Source organism: Pelomonas sp. CA6, assembly GCF_022549225.1.
Lineage (GTDB): Bacteria > Pseudomonadota > Gammaproteobacteria > Burkholderiales > Burkholderiaceae_C > Roseateles.
The window spans coordinates 34,592-52,992 of record NZ_JAKZFD010000018.1 but is presented as its reverse complement, the minus strand read 5'-3'; the positions used below and the strand labels follow the sequence as shown (position 1 = coordinate 52,992).

The 18,401-nt window shown below is 68.3% G+C and carries 17 protein-coding genes and 1 tRNA gene; 9 read left to right on the top strand and 9 right to left on the bottom strand.

Annotation, left to right across the window (positions count from 1 at the left end):
* Window positions 1-131 precede the first annotated feature (131 nt).
* The 3 genes from LZ017_RS21375 to LZ017_RS21365 all read right to left on the bottom strand — a co-directional run bounded on the left by LZ017_RS21375 (window position 132) and on the right by LZ017_RS21365 (window position 3,317).
* A complete protein-coding gene (locus LZ017_RS21375; protein WP_241398956.1) occupies window positions 132-1,244 on the bottom strand; it encodes a Glu/Leu/Phe/Val dehydrogenase dimerization domain-containing protein in 1,113 nt (370 codons plus the stop codon).
* A gap of 180 nt (window positions 1,245-1,424) precedes the next feature.
* The gene (locus LZ017_RS21370; protein WP_241398955.1) at window positions 1,425-2,177 is read right to left on the bottom strand and encodes a 2OG-Fe dioxygenase family protein; all 753 of its coding nucleotides are present in this window, start codon (window positions 2,175-2,177) and stop codon (window positions 1,425-1,427) included.
* A gap of 96 nt (window positions 2,178-2,273) precedes the next feature.
* The gene (locus tag LZ017_RS21365) at window positions 2,274-3,317 is read right to left on the bottom strand and encodes a CDP-6-deoxy-delta-3,4-glucoseen reductase (protein ID WP_241398954.1); all 1,044 of its coding nucleotides are present in this window, start codon (window positions 3,315-3,317) and stop codon (window positions 2,274-2,276) included.
* 92 nt (window positions 3,318-3,409) lie between these two features.
* Between LZ017_RS21365 and LZ017_RS21360 the strand changes: the two genes are divergently transcribed.
* Window positions 3,410-4,333 carry an SDR family oxidoreductase gene (locus LZ017_RS21360; protein ID WP_241398953.1) on the top strand — a complete coding sequence of 308 codons (924 nt, stop codon included), beginning with the start codon at window positions 3,410-3,412 and terminating at the stop codon, window positions 4,331-4,333.
* Here the strand turns inward: LZ017_RS21360 and LZ017_RS21355 are convergent.
* The 3 genes from LZ017_RS21355 to LZ017_RS21345 all read right to left on the bottom strand — a co-directional run bounded on the left by LZ017_RS21355 (window position 4,302) and on the right by LZ017_RS21345 (window position 7,085).
* On the bottom strand, window positions 4,302-4,883 hold the full coding sequence (locus LZ017_RS21355) for a rhomboid family intramembrane serine protease (RefSeq protein WP_241398952.1): 582 nt from the start codon (window positions 4,881-4,883) through the stop codon (window positions 4,302-4,304). The two genes, LZ017_RS21360 and LZ017_RS21355, sit on opposite strands and share 32 nt — an antisense overlap.
* 166 nt (window positions 4,884-5,049) lie before the next feature.
* Complete coding sequence (locus LZ017_RS21350) at window positions 5,050-6,600, bottom strand: methyl-accepting chemotaxis protein (RefSeq protein ID WP_277604840.1); 1,551 nt, start codon at window positions 6,598-6,600, stop codon at window positions 5,050-5,052.
* A gap of 400 nt (window positions 6,601-7,000) precedes the next feature.
* Window positions 7,001-7,085, bottom strand: a tRNA-Leu gene (locus tag LZ017_RS21345).
* Window positions 7,086-7,237: 152 nt separating this feature from the next.
* Between LZ017_RS21345 and cysM the strand changes: the two genes are divergently transcribed.
* Together cysM and LZ017_RS21335 are read left to right on the top strand one after the other, a co-directional pair.
* Entirely contained in the window at window positions 7,238-8,152 is a 915-nt protein-coding gene (cysM, locus tag LZ017_RS21340; protein ID WP_241398951.1) for a cysteine synthase CysM, read from the top strand.
* 39 nt (window positions 8,153-8,191) lie between these two features.
* On the top strand, window positions 8,192-8,419 hold the full coding sequence (locus LZ017_RS21335; protein ID WP_241398950.1) for a sulfurtransferase TusA family protein: 228 nt from the start codon (window positions 8,192-8,194) through the stop codon (window positions 8,417-8,419).
* Between the two features lie 71 nt (window positions 8,420-8,490).
* On the opposite strand, the gene galU is transcribed toward LZ017_RS21335, so the two are convergent.
* The gene (galU, locus tag LZ017_RS21330) at window positions 8,491-9,357 is read right to left on the bottom strand and encodes a UTP--glucose-1-phosphate uridylyltransferase GalU (protein ID WP_241398949.1); all 867 of its coding nucleotides are present in this window, start codon (window positions 9,355-9,357) and stop codon (window positions 8,491-8,493) included.
* A gap of 122 nt (window positions 9,358-9,479) precedes the next feature.
* Between galU and LZ017_RS21325 the strand changes: the two genes are divergently transcribed.
* The gene (locus LZ017_RS21325; RefSeq protein WP_241398948.1) at window positions 9,480-10,451 is read left to right on the top strand and encodes a D-isomer specific 2-hydroxyacid dehydrogenase family protein; all 972 of its coding nucleotides are present in this window, start codon (window positions 9,480-9,482) and stop codon (window positions 10,449-10,451) included.
* On the opposite strand, the gene LZ017_RS21320 is transcribed toward LZ017_RS21325, so the two are convergent.
* Entirely contained in the window at window positions 10,438-13,266 is a 2,829-nt protein-coding gene (locus LZ017_RS21320; RefSeq protein ID WP_241398947.1) for a valine--tRNA ligase, read from the bottom strand. The genes LZ017_RS21325 and LZ017_RS21320 overlap by 14 nt on opposite strands.
* Before the next feature lie 169 nt (window positions 13,267-13,435).
* Between LZ017_RS21320 and LZ017_RS21315 the strand changes: the two genes are divergently transcribed.
* The 4 genes from LZ017_RS21315 to LZ017_RS21300 are packed head-to-tail and all read left to right on the top strand — an operon-like array spanning window position 13,436 to window position 15,975.
* The gene (locus LZ017_RS21315; RefSeq protein WP_241398946.1) at window positions 13,436-13,900 is read left to right on the top strand and encodes a Spy/CpxP family protein refolding chaperone; all 465 of its coding nucleotides are present in this window, start codon (window positions 13,436-13,438) and stop codon (window positions 13,898-13,900) included.
* On the top strand, window positions 13,897-14,196 hold the full coding sequence (locus LZ017_RS21310; RefSeq protein ID WP_241398945.1) for a ferredoxin family protein: 300 nt from the start codon (window positions 13,897-13,899) through the stop codon (window positions 14,194-14,196). Before LZ017_RS21315 ends, LZ017_RS21310 begins: the two co-directional genes overlap by 4 nt.
* Window positions 14,174-14,875, top strand: coding sequence for a response regulator transcription factor (locus tag LZ017_RS21305; RefSeq protein ID WP_241398944.1), 702 nt, complete (start codon window positions 14,174-14,176; stop codon window positions 14,873-14,875). Before LZ017_RS21310 ends, LZ017_RS21305 begins: the two co-directional genes overlap by 23 nt.
* Window positions 14,872-15,975 (top strand): cell wall metabolism sensor histidine kinase WalK, encoded by a 1,104-nt coding sequence (locus tag LZ017_RS21300; protein WP_241398943.1) that lies wholly within the window; start codon window positions 14,872-14,874, stop codon window positions 15,973-15,975. The genes LZ017_RS21305 and LZ017_RS21300 overlap by 4 nt, the downstream gene beginning before the upstream one ends.
* A gap of 36 nt (window positions 15,976-16,011) precedes the next feature.
* On the opposite strand, the gene LZ017_RS21295 is transcribed toward LZ017_RS21300, so the two are convergent.
* On the bottom strand, window positions 16,012-16,989 hold the full coding sequence (locus tag LZ017_RS21295; protein WP_241398942.1) for a GMP reductase: 978 nt from the start codon (window positions 16,987-16,989) through the stop codon (window positions 16,012-16,014).
* A 226-nt stretch (window positions 16,990-17,215) separates the two neighbouring features.
* Here LZ017_RS21295 and LZ017_RS21290 point away from each other — a divergent pair, with 226 nt between their 5' ends.
* Window positions 17,216-18,337 carry a beta-ketoacyl-ACP synthase III gene (locus tag LZ017_RS21290; protein ID WP_241398941.1) on the top strand — a complete coding sequence of 374 codons (1,122 nt, stop codon included), beginning with the start codon at window positions 17,216-17,218 and terminating at the stop codon, window positions 18,335-18,337.
* The last annotated feature ends 64 nt before the right edge of the window (window positions 18,338-18,401 follow it).

The following is an 18,401-nucleotide window of genomic DNA, read 5'->3' as shown; positions in this document are numbered from 1 at the left end:
CGACCCCAAGGTGCGCGCCGCCTATCTGGGCGAGTAAGGCCCGGGCTTGGCGCTCCGGAGCGCAAGACCTGGCACCGCGACAAAAAAAGGCAGCCCGCGGGCTGCCTTTGTCTTGCTGAGCGAAATGGTGCTCAGGCGGCCGGCTTGACCAGCAGCGAGCGGGCCCAGGTGTCGGCTTCGCGGGCGGGAGTCAGGCCACCGATGCGCACGCGCTCCAGCAGCTCGGCGACGCGGCCGCGGATCTGGCCCACCTCGGCCATCACCTGGGACTCTTCGCCTTCGTTGCGGTACTCGCGGGCCACGCTGATGATGCCGCCGGCATTGACCAGGTAGTCGGGCAGGTAGGTGATGCCACGGGCCTGCAGCGCGTCGCCGTCGGCCACGGTGGCCAGCTGGTTGTTCGCCGCGCCCGCGATCAGCTTGGCCTGGATCGCGGGGATGCTGCTGCCGTTCAGCACCGCGCCCAGCGCGCAGGGCGCGAGCACGTCGGCCTGGACCGCCAGGATCTCGTTCACCCCCACCGCGGTGGCACCCAGTTCGGCCTGGGCGCGCTGCACCTTCTCGGCGTTGACGTCGGCCACGACCAGCTGGGCGCCGGCTTTGTGCAGGAATTCAGCCAGGTGCCAGCCCACCGCGCCCAGGCCCTGCAGCGCGACACGCACGCCATCCAGCGACTGGCGGCCCAGCACGCGCTTCACGCCTTCGTCGATGGAAACGAACACGCCATAGGCGGTCTTGGGGCTGGGGTCGCCGCCGAACGCGCCCTCGCGCGGGATGCCGGACACGAACCGGGTGTGCGCCTGCATGCCCAGCATGTCGGCGGTGGTGGTGCCCACGTCCTCGGCAGTGATGTAGGCGCCGTCGAGCGACTGCACGGCGCGGCCGAAGGCGGCGAACAGCGCGGGACGGTCGAAGGAGCCGGCCGGCTTGATGATCACGGCCTTGCCGCCGCCGAAGGGCAGCTGGGCCAGCGCGTTCTTCAGGCTCATGCCCTGCGACAGGCGCAGCGCGTCGTTCAGCGCGGCCAGCTCGTTGTCATAGCTCCAGAAACGGCAGCCCCCGAAGGCCGGGCCGCGGGCGGTGCTGTGCACGGCCAGGATGGCCTTCAGCCCGGTCTGCGGATCGGCGGCCAGCAGCACGCGCTCGTGCGGGGCTTGGTCGGGCAGGCCGAACAGCGAGGTGGGCAGGGAGTCGGCGGAGGCGCCAGCGGAAAGGGCGCGGACGATGTCGGTGAGAGCGTTCATGGGAGCGGCACTTGTGATGCGATGGAAACCGGCGGCGCGGGGCACGCCGGTCGCGGCCCGCGCGCTTGTGGCGCCGGGTGCCTCAGTGTAGGGCCGCGCGCAGGTCCGAGTGCGCGAGCCGCCCCGGGGACTCATGCAAGCTTTGCATTGCCCGCAACGCGGCCCCCCTCCGACGAGGGGTCATGGCCCCAGAAAGCCCCCGCTGCGCAGCGTGACCACCAGCGTGTCGCGGTGGCCCGGGTGGGCGTTGTCCGCAGGCTGGATGGGTGTGGTTTCGTGGATCACGCGCAGGTCGTCCAGCAGCAGCAGGGTCCAGGGCTCGGTCATCGTGAAGCGCTGGCCGCGCGGGCCGCTGGCCTCGAAGACGCGCGACTCGCCGCCCTTGATCCCGACGCGGGCGATCATGAAGACGGCGACCAGATCCACGCCGTCGCGGTGCGCGCCCTCTGGCGTGGGGCGGCCGATGCCGTCCGTGGTGTCGATGCGGAACTGGTGCGCCTCGGCATACCAGCGCCGGGCGCCGCGCAGCCGGTCGGCCACCTCGGCCAGCCCCAGCAGCAGCGCATGCCAGGCCGGCAGCCCGAGCAGGGACGCATGGACGGGCTGGAAGTGGCGCTCAATGCCGCCGTGCAGTGCGTTGTAGTCCAGCGGTTGCCAGTGCGGGCGGTGCGGCGCCAGGGTCAGGTCTTGCCCTGCCGCCGCGGCGCGGTCGATGATGAGGCTGGCATGGCGGCGGAAGCGGTAGCGGCCTCCGTCGCGCAGATAGGTGTCCGGCGGCAGATCGTCCCAGTAGGGCTCGAGGGCTTTCAGAGCCTCGGGCGCGATGCCCAGCCAGTGCGTCAGGCTCTCGGGTGCGATGACGGTATGCCCCAGTTCCTGGAGCTGGGCCTGGAACTGCGCGGCGCTGGAGTAGGGCGGGGGAAACTGCTGCATGACCCGAGTATGCCGCTGCGGCGTCGCGTCAGGCTGCATGGGCCTGGGGACACGTGCGAGGCGCGGCGGCATGGGCCCGCCGCGGCCCGCGAACGGTCAGACCGGGTTCTGCTTGTCGGCCTCGGAGGTGAAGGCGTCGGCGTAGAAGGCGTCCTCGGGCAGGCCGCAGCGGGCGACGAAGTCGGCCTGCGCGGCGTTCACCATGGCCGGCGCGCCGCAGGCATAGATCTCGTGGCCGCTCAGGTCGGGCAGGTCGGCCATCACGGCCTGGTGGACGAAGCCGGTGCGGCCGGTCCAGCCGTCTTCCGGCTTGGGCTCGGACAGCACCGGGATGTAGCGCAGCTGGGCGCCCATCGTGGCGGCGGTCTGGTGGGCCCAGTCATCCAGGTAGAGGTCCGCCTTGCTGCGGCAGCCCCAGTAGAGATGGATGGGGCGCCTCAGGCCCTTGGCCTGGATGTGCTCCAGCATGGCCTTGATCGGCGCGAATCCGGTGCCGGAGGCCAGCAGCACGATGGGACGCGCCGAATCCTCGCGCAGGAAGAAGCTGCCGAACGGGCCTTCCATGCGCAGGATGTCTTTCTCCTTCATCGCCCCGAAGACGTGGTCGGTGAACTTGCCGCCGGGCATGTGGCGGATGTGCAGCTCGATCGCGGCCGGCGTGCCCAGGTGGCTGGGCGCGTTGGCCATGGAGTAGCTGCGGCGCGAGCCGTCGCGCAGAATGAACTCGACGTACTGGCCGGCATGGAACTGGAAATTCTGATTGGCCGGCAGCTGCAGGCGCAGCACGGCGACGTCGGCCGTGGGCCGGGTGATGGAGATCACGCGGCTGGGCAGCTTGAGCACCGGGAACTGGCCGGCGCCGGGCACGGTGCGGGCCTCCAGCACGACATCGCTCTGCGGCCGGGCGCAGCAGGTCAGGATCAGGCCCTGCGCGCGCTCCTCTTCGCTGAGCGCCTTGGGCTGGTGCGGCCCGAGCTGGACCTGGCCTTCGAGCAGGCGGCACTTGCAGGAGCCGCAGGCCCCGTCCTTGCAGCCATAGGGCAGGCCGATGCCTTCGCGGATGGCGGCGGCCAGAAGGGTTTCGTCGGCCTCGACGGCGTAGACGCGTTCGCTGGGTTGGACGGTGACCTGGAAGCTCATGATGCGGTTGGGCTGACACGAACACGGCCCGTCGAGCGGGCCGTGAACCTAAACTGGATTCCTTGACCGCTATTTTGCCTGAGCCCCCGATCATGAATGCCGCCCGCCATGCCAAGCCACGTCTGTTGATCATCGGTTGCGGCGACGTGGGGCTGCGGGTGTTGCGGCTGCTGGGGGGGCGCTGGACGGTGTTCGCGCTGACCAGTTCGGCGCGGCGCATCGACGCGCTGCGAGCCGCGGGGGCGATTCCCTTGCTGGGCAATCTGGACGACCCCTCGACGCTGGGTCGCCTGGCCGGACTGGCCGACCGCGTGCTGCACCTGGCGCCGCCGCCGGCGCAGGGGCGCCGCGACCCGCGCACGCGCCACCTGCTGGAGGCGCTGTCGCGGTCGCGGCCACCCAGCCGGCTGGTCTATGCCAGCACCACCGGGGTCTATGGCGATTGCGCGGGCGCCTGGGTGGAGGAGTCGCGCCCGCTGGCGCCGAGCAACGAACGCGCGCACCGGCGCGTGGATGCCGAACGGCAGCTGCGCCGCTGGGGCGCGCGCTGTGGGGCGGCGGTGACCGTGCTGCGCATTCCCGGCATTTATGCATGGGACCGCGACGGTGGGCATCCGCGCGAGCGCCTGGTACAGGGCACGCCGGTGCTGCGCGCGCAGGACGATGTCTACACCAACCGCATCCATGCCGACGACCTGGCGCTCGCCTGCCTGCTGGCGCTGTGCCGTGGGCTGCCGCAGCGGGTCTGCAATGTCTGCGACGACAGCGAGCTGAAGATGGGCGACTACTTCGATCTGGCGGCCGACCTGTGCGGACTGCCGCGACCGCCGCGCATCTCGCGCGAAGAGGCCTTGCAGCAGTTGTCGCCGCTGCGCCTGAGTTTCCTGAGTGAGTCGCGGCGTTTGCGCAATGCGCGCATGAAGCAGGAACTCGGGCTGGCGCTGCGCCATCCCGACCCGAGCACCGGCCTGCTGGCCGGCTCGTTCAGCGACGCCGCGCCCCGCGCCAGTAGCTGATCAGCAGCCAGGCGCCGAGCATGCCGCCCAGGTGGGCGAAATGCGCGATGCCGCTGCCGCCGCTGATGCCCATCAGCAGCTCCAGCCCGCCGAACAGCGCGACGAAGTACTTGGCCTTCATCGGGATGGGCGGGAACAGCGGCATGATGATGCGGTCCGGGAACATCATGCCGAAGGCCAGCAGCAGCCCGTACAGCGCGCCGGACGCTCCGACGGTGGGCGTGTAGGACCCGATCAGCAGTGTGAACACCAGCTGTGCCGCGGCGCCGCTGAGCGCGCCAGCGGCCAGCAGCTGCATGTAGCGCTTGCCACCCCAGATGCGCTCCAGCTCGGAGCCGAACATCCACAGCCCGAACATGTTGAAGAACAGGTGCAGCACATCGCCGTGCAGGAAGGCGTAGGTCAGCGGCTGCCAGGGCAGGAAGCGGCCCGACTGCAGGGGCCACAGCTGGAACAGCATCGCGATGCCGGGCGGCAGCAGGATGAAGGCGCAGAACAGGCCGACGCAGGCGAGGATGAAGGCCTTGGTGACGGGGGGGATGGGTGGCATGGCTCGGACGAGGCCGCGCAGGTTGTCGTTACCTGTTGTCGTCGCGGACCGGGTGAGTGTATGTCGAGTGCCGGGGCGCCGATGGCAAGCGCATTGGCTCGGCTGTAGGACTTGACAGGGGCCTCGGCGCACAGGCGCCGGGGCCGTTAACGGGCAGATCGTGTCTTCAGCTCAGCTTGAAGGTCGCCACCGCCTGCACCAGCTGCTGGGCCTGCATTTTCAGGCTCTCCGCGGCCGCGGCGCTTTCCTCCACCAACGCGGCATTCTGCTGCGTGACCTGGTCCATCTGGCTGACCGCTTCGCCGACCTGCTGGATACCGGTGCTTTGTTCGACCGTTGCAGTGGTGATCTCGGCCACGACGTCATTGACGCGGCTGATGGCGCTGACGATCTCACCCATGGTCTTGCCGGCCTGCTCGACCTGCTGGGCGCCTTGCTCGACCTGTTCAATGCTTCGACCGATGAGCGTCTTGATTTCCTTGGCGGCCTCCGCGCTGCGCTGGGCCAGGACCCGGACCTCGCCGGCCACCACGGCGAATCCCCGCCCCTGTTCGCCGGCGCGGGCGGCTTCGACCGCGGCATTCAACGCCAGGATGTTGGTCTGGAAGGCGATGCCGTCGATGACGCCGATGATGTCGCCGATCTTGCGGCTGCTGTCGCTGATGCCTTGCATGGTCGAGACCACCCGGCCCACGGCCTCGCCTCCCTGGGCCGCTACGCCGGAGGCACCCTGGGCAAGGTGATGGGCCTGCTTGGCGTTCTCGGCATTGTTGCGGACCGTGGTCCCCAGCTCTGTCATGGTCGCCGCGGTTTGCTCCAATGCGCTGGCCTGTTCTTCGGTGCGCTGGCTCAGATCGGCATTGCCTTGCGCAATCTGGACGCTGGCCGTGGCCACGCTGTCGGAGTTGTGGCGCACATGGGAGACCACGCGCGAGAGGCTCTCCTGCATGCTTTGCAGGGCCCGGAGCAACTGCGCCGGTTCATCCTTGCCCTGCGCGTCGATCGCCGTGGTCAGATCGCCGGAGGACACGGCATTGGCCGCATCGACGGCCACCTTCAATGGCGCGACGATCGAACGCGTGATGCTCCAGGCAAAAAAGAAACCGATGGCCGTGGCGATGGCAATGAAACTGCCCGCGACCATGATGGCCGATCCGTAGACGGTCTTGGCGTGCTCGCCTTCGGCGATGCCGCCCTTTTCGTTGAGCGTGACATCCTGAGCCACTTTCTCCGCCGCCGCGGCGAAGTCGGTGGCGCTCTTTCCGACCGCGAGCGCGCGCGCGTCTTCAAACTTGGCCGCGCCTTCGTCGGACAGTGCGAGCAATTGGGCGTCGGTGGCCAGCCATTGATCGAGTCGCCTGCGGATATCGTCCGCCAGTTGCCGCTCCTCTTCAGAAGAGAGCAGGGCAGGGTAGTACTCTTTCCAACTCTTTTCGAGCTCGGCCCTGGCCTTGTCGCCGATGGCCTTTTGCGTGTTCTTGCCTTCCTGGGTGGTTTCCAGCACGTGGCGCAGGTTCGCGCGGCGTATCGCGTTGGCGCTGGCACGTATGTCACCCAGGACCCGGATGGAAGGCATCCAGCTGTTGGCGAGCTGATCGGCGCCGTTGTTCACCCGCGTGATCTGGACCATGCCCAATCCGCCGACCAGGGCAATGAGAAACACCATGGCGAGGAATGCGATCCAAAGCCGGGTGCCGACCTTCAAATTGCTGATCATCACGCAAGCCTTTCTGCGAGGAGAGTCTTCGGGCGCGGGCAAGAAGGTTCGCGCGCGGGGATTCGAGCTCCTCGCACACCATTCAGAATCGAGACTGGGCCGAGGGCGATGACCCATCGTAGCCATCCCTTCTTCTGTTCCCTGCCTGATGTTTGTGCGAATAGCGCATTAATGCCCGTTTTGTCCGTGAAGGGCAGACTGACCAGGCCCACATCCCTCGGCGCGGACGAGCTTGGTTCCGGAGTCACCGGTTCCGGTGGGGCAGGTGGATTGCGAAGCCGGGAGAACTGCTTGTTTGCACGGTGTCTTGGGCAAACAAAAGCCCCGTCTTGCGGGGCATTTGCGGAACGACTCGCGGAACAGATGCGGAACGTTCTTGAAGCTGACGATGCTAAGTCTGTGGTGCCCGGGGCCGGACTCGAACCGGCACACCTTGCGGCGGGGGATTTTGAGTCCCCTGCGTCTACCGATTTCGCCACCCGGGCTCGTCAGCTCGCCGCGCCCGGTGTGGGGGCGGCGAAGGCGCGGATTATGCCATGGCCGCGGACCTTGCTGAGGCAGTCCGGGCCCGCTGGCGCCAGGCGAGGTCATCGGCCCCCAGCCGACGGGCCGCTGGCCCTTGGTGGACAATGCGCCGATGACTGACGCAATTCGCTACCCCACGCTGGAGGATGTGATCGGCAACACGCCGCTGGTGCGCTTGCAGCGGGTGCTGCCGCCGGAGCTGGCGGCGCGCGGCAATGTGCTGCTGGCCAAGCTGGAGGGCAACAACCCGGCCGGTTCGGTGAAGGACCGTCCGGCGATCAGCATGATCCGGCGTGCCGAGGAGCGCGGCGAGATCCGCCCCGGCGACACCTTGATCGAAGCCACTTCGGGCAACACCGGCATCGCGCTGGCGATGGCCGCGGCGATACGCGGCTACCGCATGCTGCTGATCATGCCCGAGGACCTGTCGATCGAGCGGGCGCAGACCATGAAGGCCTTCGGCGCCGAGTTGATCCTGACGCCGCGCTCGGGCGGCATGGAATACGCGCGCGACCTGGCCGAGAAGATGCAAAGCGAGGGCAAGGGCAAGGTGCTGGACCAGTTCGCCAATGCCGACAACCCGCGCGTCCACTATGAGACCACCGGCCCCGAGATCTGGCGCGATACCGGCGGGCGCATCACCCATTTCGTCAGTGCGATGGGGACGACCGGCACCATCACCGGTACCTCCCGCTTCCTGAAGGAGCGCAACCCCGACGTGCGCATCATCGGCGCGCAACCGGCCGAGGGCTCGCGCATCCCCGGCATACGCCGCTGGCCCGAGGCCTATCTGCCCAAGATCTACAACCCGGCCGCGGTGGATGAACTGGTGCTGGTCGCTCAGTCCGATGCCGAGGACATGGCGCGCCGCCTGGCGCGCGAGGAAGGGCTGTTCGCCGGCATTTCGGCCGCCGGGGCCTGCTGGGTCGCGCTGCAGATGGCACGCCAGCTGTCCAATGCCACGCTGGTTTTCGTGGTCTGCGACCGTGGCGATCGTTATCTGTCCACCGGCGTGTTTCCCGCCTGAGGCGGGGCCTAGAATCGGCGCAGATCAAGGATGACGACGATGGACGCTCACAAGGAACTCGACACCCGCGGCCTCAACTGCCCGCTGCCCATCCTGAAGGCCAAGAAGGCGCTGGCGGAGATGGAGAGCGGCCAGTTGCTCAAGGTGATCTCCACCGACCCCGGCTCCACGCGCGACTTCCAGGCCTTTGCGCGCCAGACCGGCAATGAGCTGGTGGAGCAGGGCAACGAAGGCGACACGTTCGTCCACGTGCTCAAGAGACGCTGAGGCCCTTGTCCTCGGCGCGCAGGCAAAGGCCACGCAGTGCGTGGCCTTTTTGCTGTGGAGGTCGGCGAGGTTCAGAACTCCAGCGCGCGCAGGTAGTCGCGGAAGCCCGGGCCCAGCTCCGGGTGGGCCAGAGCCAACTCCACGTTGGCCTGCAGGAAGCCTTCCTTGCTGCCGCAGTCGTAGCGCTTGCCGTCGTAGCGGTAGGCGAACACCTTCTCGCGGCGCAGCAGGCCGGCGATGCCGTCGGTCAGCTGGATTTCGCCGCCAACGCCGCGCGGCTGGTTGGCGATCTCATGGAAGACCCCGGGCGTCAGCAAATAGCGGCCGGCCACGCCCAGGCGCGAGGGGGCAGCCTCGGGTGCGGGCTTCTCGACGATCCGGCTGACGTCCATCAATTGCTCGTTGACCTGGGTGCCGGCGACGATGCCGTAGCGGCGCGTGTGCTCGGGGGGCACCTCCTGCACGGCGAGGATGGAGGCGCGCCATTCGGCGAACTGCTCCACCATCTGCTTCAGCACCGGGGGGCGGCCGACCATCAGGTCGTCGGCCAGCAGCACCGCGAAGGGCTCGTTGCCGATCAGGCGCTGCGCGCAGAGCACGGCATGCCCCAGTCCCAGGGCCTGGGCCTGGCGCACATAGATGCACTCCATGTCGTCCGGTTTGACGCTGCGCACCACGTCCAGCAGCTCTTGCTTGCCGGCCTGTTCCAGCGCGACCTCCAGTTCGAAGCTCATGTCGAAGTGGTCCTCGATGGGGCGCTTGTGGCGGCCGGTCACGAAGATCATTTCGCGCACGCCGGCGGCATAGGCCTCCTCGACCGCGTACTGGATCAGCGGCTTGTCGACCACCGGCAGCATCTCCTTGGGCTGGGCCTTGGTGGCGGGCAGGAAGCGCGTGCCCAAGCCGGCTACCGGAAAGATCGCCTTGGTGATCTGCATTTACGTAAACTCGTTGTGCTTGAAAGGGTATTGTGTCACGCAGGTTTCGTGCCTCTGTCGAGAGACCCCGGTGCGGCGCCTTACAGTGAGTGAGCATTTGTCGTGCCCGCAAACTCCGTCGCATGAGCGTACTGATCCTTGAACCGGTCGATGCCGACATCGTCCAATGGCTGGCTGAACGCCATGTCGTGGTCTATGACCCGGACCTGGCCGACGACCCGCAAGGCCTGCGCGCCGCGCTGGCGCAGGCGCGCGCGCTGATCCTGCCGGCGGCGGTCGCGATGGACGCCTCGCTGCTGCGCGCCGCGCCGAAGCTGCGCGTGCTGGGGCGCATCAGCGCCGGTACCGAAAACGTGGATCAGGACGCCTGTCGCGCCGCCGGCGTGGAATTGATCCGCCATCCCGAAGCGACGGCGGCTGCGGAGGCCGAGTTCGTGCTCGGCGCGCTGCTGTCCCTGTTGCGCCGCGTGCCGGTGCAGATGGAAGACGGCATGTGGGTGGGGCGAGAGCTGGGGTGTTCCACCGTGGGGCTGATCGGCATGACGCCGATGACCCGCGTGCTGGCTCAGCTGCTGCCGGTGATGGGCGCGCGGGTGCTGGGCTACGACCCCACGCTGCATGTGAATGATCCCTTGTGGGCGCGCTGGGGCATAGAACCTCAGCCGCTGAAGGAGCTGATGGAGCTCAGCGACGCCGTCAGCGTGCAGCTGCCTTACTTTCCGCGCTACCGAGGCTTGTTGGGGGAACGCGTGCTGGGCTATGCGCGGCCCGGGCAGGTCCTGGTCAGCATCGCTCACTCGGCCCTGTTCGACGCGGCGGCCTTGGCCCAGGCCCTGCAGGGCGGGCGCCTGCTGGCCGCCTGGCTGGACATCGTGGAACCCGAGCTGATGGAGGCCGGGCGCCCGTTGGCCTCGGCGCCGGGGCTACAGGTCACGCCGCGGCTGGCCGGCACAACGCGCGAGTCGCGCACGCGCGCCGCCTGGGGCGTGGCGCGGCGCATGGCCGAGCTGTTGGCGCCGACGCTGCCGGCGCCGCAGGAGGCCCTGGCCGCTCAGCCGGCCTCCGTGCTGGCCCAGCCTCTCAGCCCAGCCTAGCCGCCTGGGCCACCAGCCGTTCCAGCGTGGCACCGAACTCGGCCACGCGCTGACGTTCCTGGGCCACCACGGCTTCTGGCGCGCGGGCCACGAAGCTCTCGTTGGAGAGCTTGGCGTTGGCCTTGGCGATCTCACCCTCCAGTCGGGCAATCTCCTTGGCCAGGCGGGCGCGCTCGGCCTCAACGTCGACCTCCACCTTCAGCGCCAGGCGCGCCTGCCCATGCACCAGCACGGGCAGGTTGGCGCTGGCCTGCTGGAAGGCCGCCTCGTCGGCGATCAACTGCACCTCGGCGAGCTTGGCCAGCGTCTTCAGCAGCGGTGCGGCCTCGGCGATGAAGCCCTGGTCGCCGCCGACCAGCAGCGGTACGCGTTCGGCGGGCGAAAGGTTCATCTCGCTGCGCAGGCTGCGGCAGGTGCCCACCACCTCCTTGAGCCGGGCCACCCAGGCGCAGGCCGCGTCGTCGATGCGCTCGGGCTGGGCCACCGGGTAGGCGGCCGTGACCAGGTAGTCGCTCTGCTTGCGCCCGGCGATGGGCGCCACGGTCTGCCACAGCTCTTCGGTGATGAAGGGCGTGATCGGATGCAGCAGGCGCAGGATGGTCTCCAGCACGCGGATCAGCGTGCGGCGGGTGGCGCGCTGCTGTGCCTCGTCGCCGGTCTGGATCTGCACCTTGGCGATCTCCAGGTACCAGTCGCAGTACTCGTCCCAGACAAAGCCGTAGATCGCGTTGGCCACGTTGTCCAGCCGGTAGTCCGCAAAGCCCTGGGCAACCTGCTGCTCCACGCGCTGCAGCTCGCTGACGATCCAGCGGTCGGCCTGGCTGAAGCGCAGATAGCCGTGCGCGGCGCCGCCCGGTGCGCATTGCTCGGGGCTGTGCTCCATCAGGCCGCAGTCCTGCCCCTCGGTGTTCATCAGCACGAAGCGGGTCGCGTTCCAGAGCTTGTTGCAGAAATTGCGGTAGCCCTCGCAGCGCTTGGAGTCGAAATTCACCGAACGGCCCAGCGTCGCCATCGCGGCGAAGGTGAAACGCAGCGCGTCGGCGCCATAGCCGGGAATGCCGTCGGGGAACTCTTTCTCAGTGGCCTTGCGCACCTTGGGCGCGGTCTCGGGCTTGCGCAGGCCCTGGGTGCGCTTGTCCAGCAGCTCAGGCAGCGCGATGCCGTCGATCAGGTCCACCGGGTCCAGCACATTGCCCTCGGACTTGCTCATCTTCTTGCCCTGCGCGTCCAGCACCAGGCCGTGGATGTACACGTGGCGGAAGGGCACCTTGTCGGTGAAGTGCTTGCTCATCATGATCATCCGGGCGACCCAGAAGAAGATGATGTCGTAGCCGGTCACCAGCACCGAGCTGGGCAGGAAGAGGTCCTGCTCCAGCGTGGCCTCGGGCCAGCCCAGCGTGGAGAAGGGCACCAGGGCCGCGGAGTACCACGTGTCCAGCACGTCCTCGTCGCGCCGGAGCGTCTTGCCGGGGGCCTGGGCCTGGGCGTCGGCTTCGTTGCGCGCGACATAGACGCGGCCGTCCTCGTCGTACCAGGCCGGGATCTGGTGGCCCCACCAGAGCTGGCGAGAGATGCACCAGTCCTGGATGTTCTTCATCCACTGGTTGTAGGTGTTGACCCAGTTCTCGGGAACGAACTTGACCTCGCCGGACTCGACGACCGCCATCGCTTCTTCCGCGATGGTCTTGCCATTAGCGCCGGGCTTGCTCATGGAGACGAACCATTGGTCGGTCAGCATGGGCTCGATCACCTGCCCGGTGCGGGCGCAGCGCGGCACCATCAGCTTGTGCTTCTTGACCTCGACCAGCAGGCCTTCGGCCTCCAGCTGCGCGACGATCTTCTTGCGCGCGACGAAGCGGTCCAGCCCCACGTAATCGGTCGGGATCTCGCCGGCTTCGGCATTACTGACCTTGGCCTCCAGGTCGAAGATGGTCAGCATGGGCAGGCCGTGGCGCAGACCGACCTGGTAGTCGTTGGTGTCGTGCGCCGGCGTGACCTTGACGACGCCGGTGCCAAAGTCCTTGTCCACGTACTCATCGGCGATCACAGGCACCAGACGGCCGGTGATGGGCAGGCGGACCTGCTGGCCGATCAGGTGCTTGTAGCGCTGGTCCTCGGGATGGACCATCACGGCGGTGTCGCCCAGCATGGTTTCCGGACGCGTGGTCGCGACCACCAGCGTCTCGTTGCCGGTGGCGAGCGGGTAACGGATGTGCCACAGCGAGCCGTCTTCTTCCTCGCTTTCCACCTCCAGATCCGACACCGCGGACTTCAGGATGGGGTCCCAGCTCACCAGGCGTTTGCCGCGGTAGATCAAGCCTTCCTCGTAGAGGCGGACGAAGGTGTCGGTCACGACGCGGGACAGCTTCTCGTCCATCGTGAAGTACTCATGGGCCCACGAGACCGAGTCGCCCATGCGGCGCATCTGCTGGGTGATGGTGCTGCCGCTCTGTTGCTTCCATTCCCAGACGCGGGCGACGAAATTCTTGCGGCCCAGGTCATGGCGGCTCAGTCCCTGGCCCTGCAACTGGCGCTCCACGACGATCTGCGTGGCGATGCCGGCGTGGTCGGTGCCCGGCACCCACAGCGTGTTGAAGCCGCGCATGCGGTGGTAGCGCGTCAACGAGTCCATGATGGTCTGGTTGAAGGCATGACCCATGTGCAGCGTACCGGTCACGTTGGGTGGTGGCAGCTGGATGCAGAAGGACTCGCGTTGCCGGTCCAGCGTGGGCTTGTACAGGCCCTGGGCTTCCCACAGGGGACCCCAATGGGCTTCCAGGGCGGCGGGTTCGAAGGACTTCGCGAGTTCGGTCATGGGGGCGCGGTCCGCTGTGATCGGCGGCGTCGTCAAAGCTGGGAATCGGGAGGGCGATTGTAGAGGCGCACCCGATACAAAACGAAACCCAGCGATACCGCAGCGAGATGCGCCGTGGCTGGTGGCCGGGAATCATGAGCCCATCGTTCACTTCCCATCGAGACCTTCAATGAATCCCTTTCGCCGCTGGTACCACCACCACCAGGAGTTCCATCACGTTCATGGCCGTCAGCGTGCTGGCCATGGTTTCTGCGGCCGTGCTGAGCGCTTCGGCTTCCCCGGGCATGGTCGCCATGGACATGGCGAGCGCCTGCTGGAGCGCGTCGGCGCCGCGCTGGACCTCGATGCCGGCCAGCGCGAACGCCTGGCCGAACTGCTCGACCAGCTCCAGCGCCAGCGCCGGGCGCTGAAGTCCCTGGCCGGCGGCCCCGAAATCCCGGCCCTGCTGGCCGGTGACAGCTTCGCCCGCGACGAGGCCCAGCGTCTGTTCGACGCGCGGCTGGACGCGCTGCGCGCCGCCGGCCCCGCGCTGGTCGCGGCGCTGGGGGATTTCTTCGACGCGCTGGACTTCGAGCAGCAGCAGGCGTTGCGCTTCATGCTGCGCCGCCTGCGCCAGCGTCGCGAGGCCGCATGAAGCCCCGGGTGGCGCCGCGCATCAACCGCAACCGCTGCGAGGGCAAGGGCGATTGCGTCGCGGTCTGTCCTCAGCAGGTGTTCGAGCTGGGCGTGCTGCCCGTGGCGCAGCGCCAGGGCCTGAAGATAGGCGGCCTGCTCAAGGGCTATGCCCATGGCTGGCGCCAGGCCCTGCTGGTGCGCGCGGAGGCCTGCAGCGGCTGTGGGCTCTGCGTCGGCGTCTGTCCGGAGCGGGCGATCAGCCTGCAGCCCCAGCGGCACAATGGAAGCCACGATGCACCGACTGCTGCTGATTGACGACGACGAGGCGCTGGCCGCGCCGCTGGCCCAGTACCTGGGCCGCTTCGACTTCGAGCTGGTCGCCGTGACTCGGCCCAGCGAGGCCTTGCGGCGCCTGGCCGGCGAGCGCTTCGACGCGCTGATCCTGGACGGCATGCTGCCGGAGATGGATGGTTTCGACTTCTGCAAGCGCGTGCGTGCCTGCGGCGAGTCCTGGCAGGACATGCCCATCCTGATGCTGAGCGCCCGTGGCGACCTGACCGACCGCGTGGTCGGCCTAGAGCTGGGCGCGGACGACTACCTGCCCAAGCCCTTCGAGCCGCGTGAACTGGCGGCGCGGCTGCAGACCATCCTGCGCCGCGCGCGGGCCGTGCCGGCGGCCCATGGGTCGGCGACGCTGCTGCGCTTCGAGGGGCTGGAGATCGATACCGCGCGGCGGCGTGTGGAGGGCGGCGACGGTCCGCTGGAGCTCACCGGCACCGAGTACGAGCTGCTGCTGATGCTGGCGCGCGAGCCCGGCCGTGTGTTTTCGCGCGACGAGATCCTCAACCGCCTGCGCGGCCAGGAGGCCGATCTGTACACGCGCGCGGTGGACATCCTGGTCAGCCGGCTGCGGCGCAAGCTGGAGCCGCTGGAGGCGGTGCGCACCCTGCGCAATGCCGGCTACTGCTTCGCGTTGCCGGAGCGTGCGCGATGAAGGGGTCGCCATGCCGTTTGCACGGCGACCGCGAGACGCGGCGCCGCGCGCTGAGGCGCCTTGCCGTCCAACAGCACGCCCTCCATGCGCGCAGCCGTGGGCGGGACTGGCACTGGCACTGGCGTGCGCGCCACCGCTGGCACCAGCGCTGGCATCGCCACCATGCCCAGTTCAAGCATTCGCTGGGCGCGCGGCTGATCGCGATCTTTCTCGTGCTGGCACTGCTGAGCAGCCTGATCCTGGTCGGCGCGCTGACGGCCCGCTTCGATCCGCTGTGGGCCGCGCCGGCGCTGTTGCTGGTAACTGCGCTGGCCTATGGCGGCATCCGCCACATGGTGCGTCCGCTGCGCGAGCTGGCCGCCGGGGCCGAGGCCTTCGGACGCGGCGATCTGCAGCATCGTGTGCCCATACGTCATCGCGACGAGATCGGCGATCTGGCGCACCGCTTCAACCAGATGGCGGCGGACATCCAGGCCATGCTGGACGGCAAGCGCGCGCTCTTGCTGGCGATCAGCCACGAGCTGCGCAGTCCGCTGACGCGGGCACGGCTGCATGCGGAGCTGGTGGGGGAGGGCGCGTCGCGCGACGCGCTGTTGCATGAGCTTGGCCAGATGCGCGACCTGATCAGCGCGCTGCTGGAAAGCGAGCGTCTGGGCGATGGCCACCGCGCGCTGCAGCGCGAGGACTGCGATCTGGCGGCGCTGCTGCGCGAGCAGGCCCTTCCTGGGGTGATGCTGGACCTGGAGTCCGGCCTGCCACCGCTGCCGCTGGATCGACTGCGCATGCAGCTGCTGTTGCGCAATCTGCTGCACAACGCGCTGCGCCACAACGACGCCGCGCGCGGCCCGGTGGTGCTGGGCGTGTGCCGCGACGGCGCGGGCCAGCGGCTGTGGGTGCGCGACCATGGGCCCGGTGTGCCGGCCGAGGCGCTGGTCTCGTTGGGCCAGCCCTTCTTCCGCCCCGATGCGGCGCGCAGCCGCAATGACGGCGGCGTGGGACTGGGCCTGTGCCTGTGCCGGCTGGTGGCCGAGGCCCATGGCAGCCGGCTGGAGCTGCGCAACGTCGAGCCGGGTTTCGAGGCCGCGCTGACGCTGGCCTGAGGTATCCGGGGGCAGGTCTTGCCCCCGGGCGGGCGATCACATGAACAGGTGCTCGCCGGCGTTCTCTCCGCCGAGGATCACGTAATTCACCTTCTTCAGGTCCTTCAGTTCGCGGCCGCCGGCATAGCTGATGGAGCTCTGCAGGTCCTCGCGCATCTCGCGCACCGTGTCGGCGAACTTGCCCTTGACCGGCTCCAGGATGCGCTTGCCCTCGACGTGCTTGTATTCGCCCTTGTTGAAGTCCGAGGCCGAGCCGTAGTACTCCTTGTAGAGCTTGCCGTCGACCTCCACGGTGTTGCCGGGCGACTCCTCGTGGCCGGCGAACAGCGAGCCGACCATCACCATGGAGGCGCCGAAGCGCACGCTCTTGGCGATGTCGCCGTGGTGGCGGATGCCGCCGTCGGCGATGATGGGCTTGGTCGCCACGCGGGCGCACCACTTCAGCGCCGACAGCTGCCAGCCGCCCGTGCCAAAGCCGGTCTTCAGCCGCGTGATGCAGACCTTGCCCGGGCCGATGCCCACCTTGGTGGCATCGGCGCCCCAGTTCTCCAGGTCGATCACGCCCTCTGGCGTGCCCACGTTGCCGGCGATCACGAAGCTGTCGGGCAGCTTGTGCTTGATGTGGGCGATCATGCGCTGCACGCTGTCGGCATGGCCGTGCGCGATGTCGATCGTGATGTAGTCGGCGCCCACGCCGTCGGCGGCCAGGCGGTCGATGACGGCATAGTCCGCCGGCTTGACGCCTGAGCTAATGGACACGAACAAGCCCTTGTCGCGCATGGACCGGGCATAGGCCACGCTGTCCAGGTCGAAGCGGTGCATCACGTAAAAGTAGCCGTTGGCGGCCAGCCATTGCGTGATGGATTCATCCACCACCGTCTTCATGTTGGCCGGGACCACCGGCAGCTTGAAGCGGCGCGGGCCGAAGTCGATCGAGGTGTCGCATTCGGCCCGGCTCTCGACGCGGCACTTGCGCGGCAGGAGCAGGATGTTGTCGTAGTCGAAGATTTCCATGATGTCCAAGTTCGCAATAGTGGGGTGCGTTGCCTGCAGTGCACCACCTGGGCTGCGAGCACTTGACTTGGACGTCCGGTGACCCGGACACCAAAATTTGGGCCCGGTGACTCATTCTACGCACTTCGCTTCGGCCCTGTGCTGCGACAAGCCGGTGCGCGGGCGAATCGCTAAACTTTCGCCTTTTCGCCCGCCCGCCTTCCGCCGGGAACAGGAACCGAACAGCATGCATTCCGTCGTCATCAGCGGCACCGGCCTCTACCAGCCGCCGCACACCATCACCAACGCCGAGCTGGTGGAGTCCTTCAACCGCTATGTGGACCTGCAGAACGCGCAGCACGCCGACGCGATTGCGCGCGGCGAGCGCGAGCCGCTGGCCCATTCCAGTGTCGAGTTCATCGAGAAGGCCTCGGGCATCAAGCAACGCTATGTGATCGAGAAGGACGGCGTGCTGGACCCGCGGCGCATGTACCCGCGCTTCCAGGAGCGCGGCGACGACCAGCTCTCGCTGATGGCCGAGATCGCGGTGGACGCGGCCCACAAGGCGCTGGCCGCCGCGGGCAAGAAGGGCTCCGACGTGGACGCGGTGCTGTGCTCCGCGGCCAACATGCAGCGCGCCTATCCGGCCATGGCGATCGAGATCCAGCAGGCGCTGGGCGCGGGCGGCTATGGCTTCGACATGAACGTGGCCTGCTCGTCGGCCACCTTCGCGCTGGAGCAGGCCTACAACGCGGTGCGTTCCGGCGCGTCCCGCTGTGTGCTGGTGGTCAATCCCGAGATCACCTCCGCCCACCTGGAATGGAAGGACCGCGACTGCCACTTCATCTTTGGCGATGTCTGCACCGCCATCGTCGTGGAGCGCGCCGAAACGGCGACGTCCGCGGAACAGTGGGAGATCCTGGGCACGCGGCTGGCGACCCAGTTCTCCAACAACATCCGCAACAACTTCGGTTTCATGAACCGCTCCGAGGACAGCGATCCGCTGGCGCGCGACAAGACCTTCCGCCAGGAAGGCCGCAAGGTGTTCAAGGAGGTGGTGCCCATCGCGGCCGCCCACATCGAGAGCCATCTGGGCGCGCAGGATCTGCAGCCCAGCCAGGTGCGTCGGTATTGGCTGCACCAGGCCAATCTGGGCATGAACCAGCTGATCATCAAGAAGCTGGTCGGTGGCGAGGCCGGCTCGGACCAGGCGCCGCTGATCCTGGACGAGTTCGCCAACACCGCGTCGGCCGGCTCCATCATCGCCTTCCACCGCCACAAGGCGGATCTGGCGGCCGGCGATGTGGGGGTGATCTGCTCCTTCGGCGCGGGCTACTCGGTGGGCAGCGTGATCGTTCGCAAGCGCTGAGGCGGCTTCGTTGTCCAAGAGAACGGCGGGCGGCACCGGGCCGCCGGCCGTTCCTCGCCGGGGC